The 12,745-nt window shown below is 57.7% G+C and carries 13 protein-coding genes; 6 read left to right on the top strand and 7 right to left on the bottom strand.

The genetic code is table 11. The features are described from left to right. Positions 1-129: 129 nt before the first annotated feature. Positions 130-348: a Flp family type IVb pilin gene (locus tag ACR0AA_RS10605; protein WP_480663185.1), complete on the bottom strand. Its 219-nt coding sequence runs from the start codon at positions 346-348 to the stop codon at positions 130-132. Positions 349-439: 91 nt separating this feature from the next. Further along, complete coding sequence (locus tag ACR0AA_RS10600; protein ID WP_480663187.1) at positions 440-652, bottom strand: Flp family type IVb pilin; 213 nt, start codon at positions 650-652, stop codon at positions 440-442. Positions 653-1,005: 353 nt separating this feature from the next. Between ACR0AA_RS10600 and ACR0AA_RS10595 the strand changes: the two genes are divergently transcribed. Continuing rightward, positions 1,006-1,875, top strand: coding sequence for a lytic transglycosylase domain-containing protein (locus tag ACR0AA_RS10595; RefSeq protein WP_480663189.1), 870 nt, complete (start codon positions 1,006-1,008; stop codon positions 1,873-1,875). Between the two features lie 43 nt (positions 1,876-1,918). On the opposite strand, the gene ACR0AA_RS10590 is transcribed toward ACR0AA_RS10595, so the two are convergent. From ACR0AA_RS10590 to tldD, 5 genes are all read right to left on the bottom strand, one after another. Then, positions 1,919-2,545, bottom strand: coding sequence for a CoA transferase subunit B (locus ACR0AA_RS10590; RefSeq protein ID WP_170426692.1), 627 nt, complete (start codon positions 2,543-2,545; stop codon positions 1,919-1,921). Then, complete coding sequence (locus ACR0AA_RS10585; protein ID WP_480663191.1) at positions 2,545-3,249, bottom strand: CoA transferase subunit A; 705 nt, start codon at positions 3,247-3,249, stop codon at positions 2,545-2,547. Before ACR0AA_RS10585 ends, ACR0AA_RS10590 begins: the two co-directional genes overlap by 1 nt. Before the next feature lie 103 nt (positions 3,250-3,352). After that, positions 3,353-5,992, bottom strand: coding sequence for a type I DNA topoisomerase (gene topA / locus ACR0AA_RS10580; protein WP_480755989.1), 2,640 nt, complete (start codon positions 5,990-5,992; stop codon positions 3,353-3,355). Positions 5,993-6,156: 164 nt separating this feature from the next. Beyond that, complete coding sequence (dprA, locus tag ACR0AA_RS10575; RefSeq protein ID WP_480663195.1) at positions 6,157-7,290, bottom strand: DNA-processing protein DprA; 1,134 nt, start codon at positions 7,288-7,290, stop codon at positions 6,157-6,159. Between the two features lie 241 nt (positions 7,291-7,531). Continuing rightward, complete coding sequence (gene tldD / locus ACR0AA_RS10570; RefSeq protein ID WP_480755987.1) at positions 7,532-8,953, bottom strand: metalloprotease TldD; 1,422 nt, start codon at positions 8,951-8,953, stop codon at positions 7,532-7,534. 176 nt (positions 8,954-9,129) lie between these two features. Between tldD and coxB the strand changes: the two genes are divergently transcribed. The 5 genes from coxB to ACR0AA_RS10545 all read left to right on the top strand — a co-directional run bounded on the left by coxB (position 9,130) and on the right by ACR0AA_RS10545 (position 12,642). After that, positions 9,130-10,041 carry a cytochrome c oxidase subunit II gene (coxB, locus tag ACR0AA_RS10565; RefSeq protein ID WP_480663199.1) on the top strand — a complete coding sequence of 304 codons (912 nt, stop codon included), beginning with the start codon at positions 9,130-9,132 and terminating at the stop codon, positions 10,039-10,041. 73 nt (positions 10,042-10,114) lie between these two features. Beyond that, positions 10,115-11,071, top strand: coding sequence for a heme o synthase (gene cyoE, locus ACR0AA_RS10560; RefSeq protein ID WP_480663201.1), 957 nt, complete (start codon positions 10,115-10,117; stop codon positions 11,069-11,071). Further along, a complete protein-coding gene (locus ACR0AA_RS10555) occupies positions 11,068-11,229 on the top strand; it encodes a hypothetical protein (protein WP_239336011.1) in 162 nt (53 codons plus the stop codon). The genes cyoE and ACR0AA_RS10555 overlap by 4 nt, the downstream gene beginning before the upstream one ends. After that, on the top strand, positions 11,229-11,804 hold the full coding sequence (locus ACR0AA_RS10550; protein ID WP_480663203.1) for a cytochrome c oxidase assembly protein: 576 nt from the start codon (positions 11,229-11,231) through the stop codon (positions 11,802-11,804). The genes ACR0AA_RS10555 and ACR0AA_RS10550 overlap by 1 nt, the downstream gene beginning before the upstream one ends. A gap of 22 nt (positions 11,805-11,826) precedes the next feature. Continuing rightward, positions 11,827-12,642 (top strand): cytochrome c oxidase subunit 3, encoded by an 816-nt coding sequence (locus ACR0AA_RS10545; protein WP_480663205.1) that lies wholly within the window; start codon positions 11,827-11,829, stop codon positions 12,640-12,642. The last annotated feature ends 103 nt before the right edge of the window (positions 12,643-12,745 follow it).

The following is a 12,745-nucleotide window of genomic DNA, read 5'->3' as shown; positions in this document are numbered from 1 at the left end:
TCAGGTTAGACGTCGAACACGTTACGACATCAGTTTCCCCCAATATGAATGCCAATTGTGTCGAAAAGGGGGACAATCATTACTTTTTCACAGCCTTTCTTAAGCGCTATGGCTTAGCTGCGAACGGGATCAGGAGTCAGGCTGGCTAAAGTTAACAGTGATTTCCTGAACATTGTCGCTAACCGTGGTCAGCGATGTGCCGACTGCACCATCTAATTCCCTTACGGGGTCCGCTATGTACAGGCCGATGAAGACGGCAATCCCAACCAGCGCCGCTGTCAAAACGACCCAATCAACAGTGATTGCACCATCTTCATCTTTCAGGAGATTTTTTACTCTGTTTACCATGGGAACCCCAAAGTTGGAGTTTCTGAAAAAATGGGGGCCAAGCTGAAACAAGCCAGGCCCCCATCAAAGAAAACTCAGAGTATCTGAGTTATTATTGCTGCGTGAAGTCTACGTCAGGATTCTGAACAGCGCCTTCAACTGTGGTCAGCGCGGTTCCAACTTTCTTTGAAACTTTGCCGGTGCCTTCACCGATCTGAGTGTAGGCAACTGCTGCCAGGCCAACAACGGCTGCGGTCAGAACGACCCAGTCAACTGTTACGGCGCCGTCTTCGTCTTTGCGGAAGTTCTTGATGAACTTGATCATGTTACGTCCCTCCTAAAGGATCAAAAAAGTCACTTAAACCTTGGCGTCTCCCAGAGCTTTCTCTCTCAGTCCGCTCCCGACCGTCTCGGTATGGCACTATGATTGCCTGCTGTGCGTGGCAGGAATTGGGCCAAACCCCATTTTTTTTGGTGGGAGTTTAACTTTTTGGTAGTTTTTTGTGTAAGGCATTGAAAAGAAATGAATAAAAATTCAATGCGACCGATGTAGCCTTGTTTGGCCGATGCAAAATTGCGGCAAATGAGGCGAAATTGCCCCATTTCGCATTGTTTTTCTGGTCTTACGGGCGGATTCGAGGTTCAAATCAACCAAAAGAATAAACATGAGGCAGGCAAATGAATCTCCGGGACGCAATAACTTGCGCCGGCTTAGCGGTGTTGGTGGTGTCTGGCCCAGTGCCAGCAGTCGCAAGCGAGACCGAGCCAAGGGGTGTCTATAAGCGGGTGAAGGCGCCGAAGCCGGGAACGCGGCCCCGCGTCACGGTACAGATAACAGCCGAGCAACATGCGACGGCACCTTCCGCCCCAAGTACCGGCACTGAGATCATTGTACCCGAGATCATTGCGCGCACGCGGGTCGTGCCCGCCGCAGTGCCGGGTGCTGTTGGCGCAGTGAATAAAGCGGTCGGATCTTATAAAGCTTTTTGGGAGAGGATCTCACCCGCACTGGCCGAGTCCGAGTCTGGGCGGCTGGACGATGCCATAAACGCGCTGGCAGCCACAAACATCTCTTCGCCAAGGTTGCAGACGTTGCAGAACATCGCCGAACAGCGCGGCGTTGATATTCTGCGTTCAACCATTGGTACAAATGTTTCTCCGGCACTGGTGCTGGCCGTTATTTCGGTGGAATCGGCCGGGCGTACGGATGCCGTCAGTTCAGCCGGGGCACAGGGTTTGATGCAGTTGATGCCCGCCACTGCCAAACGCTTTGGCGTCAAGGACAGCATGCAGCCGTCACAGAATATCTCAGGCGGGGTGAAATACCTGAATTGGCTGATGGAAGAGTTCGGTAATGACCCGATTCTAGTGCTGGCCGGGTACAATGCAGGCGAAGGCGCCGTGCGAAAACACGAAGGCGTGCCGCCCTATGCGGAAACGCGTGACTATGTGCCAAAGGTTTTAGCAGCGTTTCAAGTGGCCCGTGCCTTGTGTTCAACGCCGCCGGAGTTAATTTCGGACGGATGCGTCTTTCAAACCGGGAATTGAAAAAGGCCCGCTCGCGACCGGCGGGCCTTTTCTATGATCGGAATCAGTTGACGATATTAGCTTCGGTTGCAGCGCGAATCTCGTCTTCGGTCACGCCTTCGGCGATCTCGATGATCTTCAGCCCGCCATCGACCACGTCCAGAACGCCCAAGTTGGTGATGATGCGATTCACCACCTTCTTGCCGGTCAGGGGCAGGGTGCATTTCTTCAGCAGTTTGGATTTTCCGTGCTTGTTGGTGTGATCCATCACCACAATTACGCGGCCAACGCCTGCAACCAGATCCATTGCGCCGCCCATGCCTTTGACGAGCACCCCGGGAATCATCCAGTTGGCCAGGTCGCCCTCTTCATCGACCTCCATCGCGCCCAAAACCGCGGCTGCGATCTTGCCACCCCGGATCATGGCAAACGAAGTAGCACTGTCGAAATATGATGTGCGCGACAGTTCGGTGATCGTCTGCTTGCCCGCGTTGATCAGGTCTGCGTCCTCTTCACCCTCGAAGGGGAAGGGACCCATGCCCAGCATACCGTTTTCGGACTGAAGGGTGATGTCTTTGTCACCCACATAGTTCGCCACCAGCGTCGGAATCCCGATGCCGAGGTTCACATACATGCCGTCTTCCAACTCTTGTGCGGCGCGGGCGGCCATTTGATTACGGTCCCAGGGCATTATGCTTCCTCCTTCTTACGGGTGGTGCGTTGTTCGATGCGCTTCTCGTGCTCGCCCTGAATGATGCGGTGCACGTAGATACCGGGCAGGTGAATCGCGTCAGGGTCCAGCGAGCCGCGCGGTACGATCTCTTCCACTTCCGCGATGCAGATCTTGCCGCAGGTTGCCGCGGGCGCGTTAAAGTTGCGGGCGGTCTTGCGGAAAATAAGGTTGCCAGTGTCGTCGGCTTTCCAGGCTTTGACGATGGCCAGATCGGCAAAGATGCCTTCTTCCAGAATGTAAGTCTCGCCGTTGAAGTCTTTGTGCTCTTTGCCTTCAGCGATCACAGTGCCCACGCCGGTCTTGGTGTAGAAACCGGGGATGCCCGCACCACCGGCGCGCATACGCTCGGCCAGTGTGCCTTGCGGGTTGAACTCCAGCTCCAGCTCACCGCTCAGGTACTGGCGCATGAACTCGGCGTTTTCGCCGACATAAGAGCTGATCATCTTTTTGACCTGCTTGGTCTGCAGCAGGATGCCGATGCCGAAATCGTCGACGCCAGCGTTGTTCGACGCAAAAGTCAGGTTCTGAGCACCCGAGTCCTTGATCGCCTCAAGCAGCAGCTCGGGAATACCGCACAGGCCAAAACCGCCCGCCGCGATCATCATGCCGTCCGAAATCACTCCATCGAGCGCTTCGGTGGCATTGGCATAGACTTTCTTCATGGAAAACTCCCCCAATGACATGGTGATGGCGCAGGTTGTGCCGCCACGTCACGGGGAAGTCAATGAAACCAAGGCGTAGGTGGTATTTCTACCTAGCCGACCGTCAGGTGGCCGCCTTTTTGGTCGTCTTCTTGGCAGCGGCTTTCTTTTTCGGTGCAGCCTTTTTCTTGGTGCCCTTTTTGGCCGCGCGCTCGTTGACCAATTCGATGGCCATTTCCTGCGTCACGTCTTCGGGCTTGATGTCCTTGGGAATGGTCGCATTGACCTTTTCCCATTTCACATATGGTCCATAACGCCCATCCAAAACCTGCATTGCGCCACCATCTGGGTGATCGCCCAATTCCTTCAACGGTTTGGCTGCCGCACGACGGCCCCGCCCGGGGTTGGCACGTTTTTCGGCCAGCATCTCGACAGCGCGGTTCATGCCGATCTCAAACACGTCGTTAGGGTCTTTGAGGTTGGCATAGACCGGCTTGGCCTCCTCCGGCAACTGATGCATCAGATAGGGTCCGAACCGCCCGAAATTCGCACTGATCAAGCCGCCCTCGGGGTGTTCACCGATCTGGCGCGGCAGACTGAGCAAGGTCAGCGCCTTGTCCAGATCCATGTCATCCTTGTTCCAACCGCGCGGCAGAGACGCGCGCGGCGGCTTCTTGTTTTCAGGTGTCGGCTCGCCACGTTGAACATAGGGACCAAAGCGTCCGGATTTCAGCCAGATCTCATCACCTGAGTCTTCGCCCAGCAGGCGTTCATCGCCCTCGGCCCCCTCACCAGCGATGGGGCGGGTATATGTGCATTCGGGATAGTTCCCGCAGCCCACGAAACCGCCAGTCCGGGATGTTTTGAGGTGCAATTGACCCACACCACACTTCGGGCAGATACGCGGATCGGATCCATCCTCACGTGGAGGATAGAGCTGCGGTGCCAGCGCCTCGTCCAGCTTGTCCAGCACTTCCGAGATGCGCAGTTCGGACGTCTCGCCGATCGCCGCTGAGAAATCGCGCCAGAACTTGCCCAGCAGGTCCTTGTAGTCGCGGTCCCCGGCGCTGACGTCGTCCAGTTGCTCTTCCAGATTTGCGGTGAACTCGTAGCCCACATATTGCCGGAAAAAGTTCAGCAGAAAGATGGTGACGATCCGGCCCTTTTCCTCAGGGATCAGCCTGTTCTTGTCCTTGCGCACATACTCCCGGTCCTGAATCGTGGTCACGATCGAGGCATAGGTCGACGGGCGACCGATCCCCAACTCTTCCATCCGCTTGACCAAGGTGGCCTCGGTATAGCGTGGTGGTGGCTGCGTGTGGTGCTGCAGCGCCAGAACGGCTTCATTCTCCGACAGAATGGCTTCTTTCGCGACCTTGTCGCCAGATTCACTGGTCGCCTTCGCGAACTGATCCCGCAATGAGGTTTTGGCAAAGCGGGCCGGATCACCCTGCATGATCTGAGGCAGGCGCTTTTCGTCTTCGTCGGCTACATCATCGCGGCCTTCTTCGTAGACGCGCATGAACCCGTCAAACAGAACCACCTGACCTGTGGCGCGCAGACCGACCTGACCGTCATCGCTGCCGATCTCGACCGTCGTACGTTCCAGCCGGGCCGCAGCCATCTGACAGGCAATCGTGCGCTTCCAGATCAGGTCATATAGCTTGCGCTGATCCTCATCCGTAACCTTCAGAGCCTTGGCATCGCGCGACATATCCGTCGGGCGGATACATTCGTGCGCTTCCTGCGCGTTTTTGGCTTTGTTTTTATAGATGCGCGGGCTGTCCGGTACGTATTTGGCGCCGTAGCGATCGGTGATCGCGTCGCGGGTGGCAGCCACAGCTTCGGGTGCCATGTCGATGCCATCGGTCCGCATGTAAGTGATGTAACCCGCCTCATACAGCCGCTGCGCCACCTGCATCGCATGGCGCGCGCCCATGCCGAACTTCCGGCTGGCCTCTTGCTGCAGGGTCGAGGTCATGAAGGGGGCACTGGGATTGCGCGCTGCCGGCTTTGCCTCAACCGATGTCACGCTTAGCGCGCGGCTGGTGATAGCCTGAACCGCCAACTCAGCCTGTGTCGCGTTGGCCAGATCGTGTTTGTCCAGCTTTTTACCGGCCAGAGTGACCAGGCGTGCCTCATAGGTCTGTCCGCGCGGCGTTTCGAACAGTGCCTTGACCGACCAGTATTCAACCGGTTTGAAGGCCTCTATCTCCATCTCGCGCTCGACGATTAGGCGCAGACAGACCGATTGCACACGACCAGCGGACTTGGCGCCGGGGAGTTTGCGCCAAAGGACCGGAGACAGGTTGAACCCAACAAGGTAATCCAGCGCGCGACGCGCCAAATAAGCCTCGACCAGCGGCATGTCGACTTCGCGCGGGTTTTGCATCGCTTCGGTCACAGCGTCTTTGGTAATCGCGTTGAACGTGACGCGGCTGACTGGTGTGTCTTTCTTAATTGACCGACGCTTGGTTAGCGCTTCCTGCAAGTGCCAGCTGATGGCTTCACCCTCGCGATCAGGGTCGGTTGCAAGGATCAGAGCATTGTCTTCCTTCAGGGCGTCGGCGATCGCCTTGACGTGCTTTCGGCTGTCGTTTCCGACTTCCCATTTCATCTCAAATTCATGCTCGGGATCGACGGATCCGTCCTTTGGCGGAAGGTCACGTACGTGGCCGTAAGACGCAAGAACCGTGTAGTCGGGGCCAAGATATTTATTGATTGTTTTGGCCTTGGCAGGAGATTCTACAACAACTACAGGCATTTAAGGGAAAACCTCGCTCGACAGAATGTACGCCTTCTATGGTCGTGCAAAATGTGGAGGGCAAGGGCGAATTGTCAATGCGTTCCTTTGAAGGTGGAAATAACGCGGTAATAACAGGTGGATACACGGCGCCAAACCAAAGGGCGCGGCAGGGCGAATCCGTGTTACGCCGTCAAAGACAGCAAACCGCCCGGTTGCCGCTGGATGCGCCCATCAAGTTCCAGATCGATCAGTGCAGGGCCGATTTCTCCGGCCGTTGCGGCGATATCTCGGATCAACTGGTCCTCGGCAATCGGGGACGGCCCCAATCGCGACAGGATTTCCTTGTGCAGCGCGACGCCGGTGATGAATGGTTCATCCGGCATGTGGGGCAGGGAAGGGCTTTCGACATCGCAATTTGCAACCTGTTTTGGCAGTGCCTCAATGACATCTTCAGCAGATCGCACCAATGTCGCGCCGTCTCGGATCAGCAAGTTGCACCCGGCAGCGCGGGCGTCGAAAGGGTGACCGGGCACCGCCAGAACTTCGCGCCCCTGATCCAGGGCGTCCCGCGCCGTGATCAGGCTACCGGACTTTGCGGCGGCTTCAACAACGACGACCGCTTGCGCCAGCCCTGAAATGATTCTGTTTCTGCGCGGAAAGTGACGGGCCTGCGGTGTAACGCCCATCGGTTGTTCGGATACGCGCACGCCTGTTCTGGCAATCTGGTCCGCCAGTGCTGCGTTTTCAGCCGGGTATACTACATCCACCCCGCCTGCCATTACTGCGACGGTGCCCGTTTCCAACGCCGCCAAATGGGCCGAGGTATCGATGCCGCGTGCCAGGCCGGATACCACGACATGACCTTGCTTACCCAGATCTGTCGCAAGCCCTCGTGCCATACGCGCGCCAAGCGAGGAACAATTCCGTGCCCCGACCAAGGCAATCGAACTTCTTTGCAAAAGAGATGCATTGCCAATGGCCCAAAGCATCGGCGGGCCATCGGAGAGATCGTTCAGTGCTGAGGGGAAATCGGCGGACCCAAGGCACAGAAGTTTCGCATGTGCGGCTTTTGCGGCCTTGAGCTCCGCCTCAATCACACCGGGCGGGCAAATTTCATACCCCTCAATTCCGGCAGCGCGTGCCATTTCCGGCAGCGCGGCCAGCGCATTCTGCGCCGAGCCATGTTCCCGCAGCAGCCGTCGAAACGTCGCCGGACCGACCTTGCGAGAGCGCAACAGGCGAAGCCAGGAAAACCGATCCTCTTCCGTGGTGGGTGGGAGTGTGGGGTGATTGGAAGATAGCTGCTCTTCGGTCATCCGTCGCTCCGCCTGATTGCAGAACTGGTTTACGACTGCCGGGGTTAACAGCTTGTGAATCGCGTCAAATTATTCGGATAATTTTCGGGGAATGGCGCCTGATCTCGATTAATGCTTTGAAATACAATTGAAAAATAACCCGCGAACTTTATGCGGTTACGCAATGAAACTCTGGAACACCAGTCAAATGAGAGCGCAACGTTAACCCTGCGCTCTCGACTGATCGCCAAGCGAATCCCGATTATGCGGCCGATCCGCCAACCGTCAGGCCATCCATCAGAACCGTCGGCTGCCCGACTCCGACCGGAACCCACTGGCCGTCTTTGCCGCATGTTCCCATACCCGGATCCAGCGCCATGTCATTGCCCAGCCCGCGAATACGTTTCAAAGCTGACGGACCGTCCCCTATCAAGGTGGCGCCTTTCACGGGCGCGCCGATCTTGCCGTTTTCGACCCGGTACGCTTCGGTGCAGGAGAATACGAACTTGCCGTTGGTGATATCGACCTGACCGCCCCCAAAGCCTACAGCCCAGATGCCGTCTTTGATGTCGGCTACCAGCGCGGCCGGATCGGCATCGCCGCCCAGCATCACCGTGTTCGTCATCCGCGGCATTGGTTTGTGTGCATAGCTCTGCCGCCGTCCGTTACCAGTGGGGGCAACCCCCATCAGACGCGCGTTCTGACGGTCCTGCATGTAACCGGTCAGGACACCGTCCTCGATCAGAACCGTCCGCGAACTTGGCGTACCTTCGTCATCAAGCGTGATCGACCCGCGCCGATCCGGGATCGTGCCGTCATCCACCACCGTTACCCCTTTGGATGCGATTTGCTGCCCCATGAGGTCGGCAAAAGCCGAGCTGCCCTTGCGGTTGAAATCGCCTTCCAGCCCATGCCCGATGGCCTCATGCAGCAGGATACCGGGCCAGCCGGGACCCAAGGCAACTTCCATCACACCGGCAGGCGCGGGAACCGCGTCAAGATTGACCAGTGCGATCCGCAGCGCCTCTCGCGCCTTGTCCTGCCAGTCGGCCGGGTCGATCAAACCGTCCAGGCCAACGCGACCACCGCCGCCGGCCGAGCCGCTTTCACGCCGGCCGTTCTGCTCGACGATGACCGAGACGTTCAGGCGCGTCATTGGGCGCACGTCCCGGACCAGAATGCCATCGGGGCGCAGGATTTCCACCTCTTGCACAGCGGCGGCGATTGTTGCGCTGACTTGCACGACGCGCGGGTCCAGATCACGGGCGAAGGCGTCGATCTCGCGCAGGGTCTCGATCTTGACTGGGAAGGCGGCGGATTCGATCGGGTCCTCATCTGTGTATAGGCGGGTATTGGTAGCGCGCGGCGCGTCCGCCAACGTGCCGCCCCCGTCACCGACAGCCAGGCGTGCCGTCTCGGCAGCCCGTTTCAGGGCCGGAATGGATACGTCTGTGGAGTGCGCGTATCCGGCGACCTCACCCTGAACTGCGCGCAGGCCAAACCCTTCTGAGGCGTCATAAGACGCAGTGCGCAAACGACCGTCGTCAAAGACCAGTGACTCGGATTTTCGCCGTTCGACAAACAATTCTCCATCCTCCGCCCCGGAGGTGGCGGACCTCAGAACTGCAAGCGCTTCGTCCTGCGGAATAGCGCTTTCAAAGGGGCGAAACGGGTCGTTGGGCATCGGTTGGGACCTTTCGGGTTTGATCCAGATCAAAAATAGCGTCTGTTTGACGCAAGCATTTTGCTTTATCTACCCGTCGGAATATGGTTTTTAACGCGGCCAAAGACAACGGGAGAGGTGCGACCGATTCACACCTTTTCGCCAGAGAAGCTAAGATCAGACGATCAGGACAGAAAATGAAGAATGCTTTGATGCTTTCGGGGTTCATGACAGCCCTCTCCAGCCTTCCCGCCATGGCTCAGGAGCTTGAGATTATTGGTAAGCCGGTCGATGGCGGCCTCGGGTTCCAGCCCGCGGCTACCAGCTTGGCTGAAGGAATTCAGCGACTGGACGCAATGATTCTGGTGATCATTACCGTGATCTGCTTGTTCGTCGCTGGCCTGCTGATCTACTGCATCGTGCGCTACAACCAGCGCTCGAATCCTGAGCCTGCGCGATTCTCTCACTACACGCCGGTCGAGATCGCATGGACCCTCGGCCCGATCCTGATTCTGGTCTTCATCGGCGCCTTCTCGTTGCCGGTTCTGTTCAAGCAGCAGGAAATTCCGGAAGGTGACGTGGTTATCAAAGTCGTGGGCAACCAGTGGTACTGGACTTACGAGTATGTTGATCATGATTTCGCGTTCGATAGCTATCTGCTGGGTCACCCGGCCACGCTGGACGAAGGTGCCCGCCCGGCCGATGCGGACGTAACTCCGTTTGTTCTGGATGATGCGATGCGTGCGAAGCTGGCGGATGCCGGTTACAGCGATGACGAATGGCTGCTGGCCACCGATACCGCTGTTGTCGTGCCGGTTGGCAAGATCGTTGTCATGCAGGTTACCGCGTCGGACGTGATCCACTCGTGGACCATCCCATCCTTTGGCGTGAAGCAAGATGGTGTGCCGGGTCGTCTGGCCGAGCTGTGGTTCCAGGCTGACAAGGAAGGTGTCTACTTCGGTCAGTGTTCGGAACTGTGCGGCAAGGACCACGCCTACATGCCGATCACGGTGAAAGTGGTCAGCCAAGAGGCCTACGATCAGTGGCTGCAGGGCGCACTGGAAGAGTACGCAGGTCAGCCGGCATCCTACCAGGTTGCTTCGAACTGATAGCCCGCGCGGGCAAATACCCCGCGCTTTGAACACAGCAAGCTGCGCGGGTTTCGCCCCAAAAGGACCAGAAATGAGCGACGCAAGCATCAATGCCAGCACTGTGACCGCCAAATCCCATGCGGATGAGGCCGGCTTTGGCGATTACTTCGCCTTGCTGAAACCACGTGTGATGTCGCTGGTCGTGTTTACGGCTTTGGTTGGCCTGCTGGCCGCTCCGGTCCCTGTGCATCCCTTTGTCGGATTTTGCGCCATCCTGTTCATCGCTATTGGCGGTGGCGCGTCCGGCGCTCTGAACATGTGGTGGGATGCCGATATCGACAAGGTGATGAAGCGCACCAAAGGTCGTCCGATCCCGGCTGGGAAGGTTGAAGAAGGCGAAGCGCTCGCGCTGGGACTGGCACTTTCCGGGCTGTCCGTGATCATGCTGGGGCTGGCGACGAACTGGTTCGCCGGAGCCTTCCTTGCCTTCACGATCTTTTTCTACGTCGTCATCTACACGATGTGGCTGAAACGATTGACCCCTCAGAACATCGTCATTGGCGGTGCGGCAGGGGCGTTCCCCCCGGTCATTGGCTGGGTTGCCGCGACGGGGTCGATGTCGATTGAGCCTTGGCTGATGTTCGCCCTGACTTTCATGTGGACGCCACCACATTTCTGGGCGCTGGCGCTGTTCATGCGCTCGGACTACGACGATGCTGGTGTTCCGATGCTGACCGTGACCCATGGCCGCCGCGCCACGCGCTGGCACATTCTGGTTTACACGGTGCTGCTGGCGTTGCTGGCTGTCGGAACTTCGTTCTCGGGCATTGGTGGCCCGATCTACCTGACGGTTGCTGTCGTTATGAACGCCCTGTTCCTGCGCGGAGCGTGGCGGATCGCCCGCCGGACCGAGGACGATTCAGAAGCTGACAATTTCAAAGTCGAGCGCTCTTTCTTCAAACTGTCGCTGCTCTACCTGTTCCTGCACTTTGGCGCGATTCTGGCCGAAGCGCTGCTGAAACCCTATGGGCTGGGAGGCTGGTCATGAGCCTGCGCAAAAGCCACGAACTGCACCAACGCCGGTTTAGCCGTAACCTTGGCGTCGGCCTGACGCTGGCCGCTTTCATCGTGATCATTTTTGGCCTGACGATCGTCAAGGTCTCGGGCACCGATTTCAGTCTGGCGACGCAAGAGGTGCAGAACTGATGGCGTTGACGGGTCCGCAGAAGACAGTCGCCCAGACGGTGGGTGTGGTTGTCCTGATGGGCAGCCTGGCCTGGGCTTCGGTTCCGTTTTATGACTGGTTCTGCCGTGTCACCGGTTTTGGTGGCACAACAGGCGTGGCCGAGACCGCTCCGGAAGATATTCTGGACCGCAAGGTTACCGTCCGCTTTGACGCCTCTAAGGCCAAGGACATGGCCTGGGAATTCAAGCCGGTCGAACGCGAAATGGAAGTGCGGATCGGTGAAACCGGACTGGCCTTCTATGAGGCCTATAACCCGACCGACCGCCCCATCGCCGGGCAGGCGTCCTACAACGTGGCGCCTTATTCCGCCGGTGGATATTTTCAGAAAATTGCCTGCTTCTGCTTTGAAGAGCAGGTGCTGCAGCCCGGCGAACGGGTTCAGATGCCGGTGACCTTTTTCGTCGACCCTGAAATGGTCGAAGATCTGGAAGCCAAATACGTGCATACGATCACACTGTCGTATACATTCTACGAAATTGACCTGCCCGAGGGCTATGCCGCCCTAGAGACGCAGGCTGATACAACAACGAACTAACGCCTGTAGGTGAGGGACGCTGATGGCACACGCAAAAAACCATGATTATCACATTCTGGCCCCGTCGATCTGGCCGCTGATCGGCGCAGTCGGCGGCTTTGTGATGTTGTTCGGAGCCGTCCTGTGGATGCACGGCATTACCCCGTTCATGTTCTGGGCCGGTCTGATTGCGGTTCTATACACCATGTTTGCCTGGTGGTCCGAAGTTGTGGCCGAGAGCCGCGCCGGTGATCACACGCCAGTCGTTCGCATTGGCCTGCGCTATGGTTTCATCCTGTTCGTGATGTCCGAGGTGATGTTCTTCTTTGCCTGGTTTTGGTCGTTCTTCAAACATCGCATGTACCCGATGTACGACTATGCCGGCACCGAGTACATCCAACCGGATATCCACGCTGTTGACCCGTTCCATCTGCCGCTGATCAACACTCTGGTCCTGCTGCTTTCGGGCTGCGCGATCACCTGGGCTCACCACGCTTTGGTCCACGACAACGACCGCAAGGCGCTGATCAATGGTCTGGCCATCGGTATCGTTCTGGGCATCGCGTTTACGTTCCTGCAGGCCTTCGAATATTACGAATTGCTGGCCCATGATGGCTGGGAATTCGGTGGCGACCAGTTCTATTCGAACTTCTTCATGGCAACCGGTTTCCACGGCGCGCACGTGATTATCGGGACGATCTTCCTGACCGTCTGCCTGATCCGGGCTCTACGTGGTGATTTCACACCCGAAAAGCACGTCGGATTTGAGGCGGCCGCATGGTACTGGCACTTCGTTGACGTCGTCTGGCTGTTCCTGTTCTTCGCCGTTTACATCTGGGGTCAGGCCCCGCTGATGTGACGCCGGTCAGCTGATCCAATTGCAAAAGCCGCCCTATGGGGCGGCTTTTTCTCTATTCCGGGCGCAATATTGCGCCCGATACAATTGTGAGGTTGCTTTTCTG

This window comes from Ruegeria sp. CE8, assembly GCF_056537465.1.
This window is presented reverse-complemented; position numbering and strand designations above follow the sequence as displayed.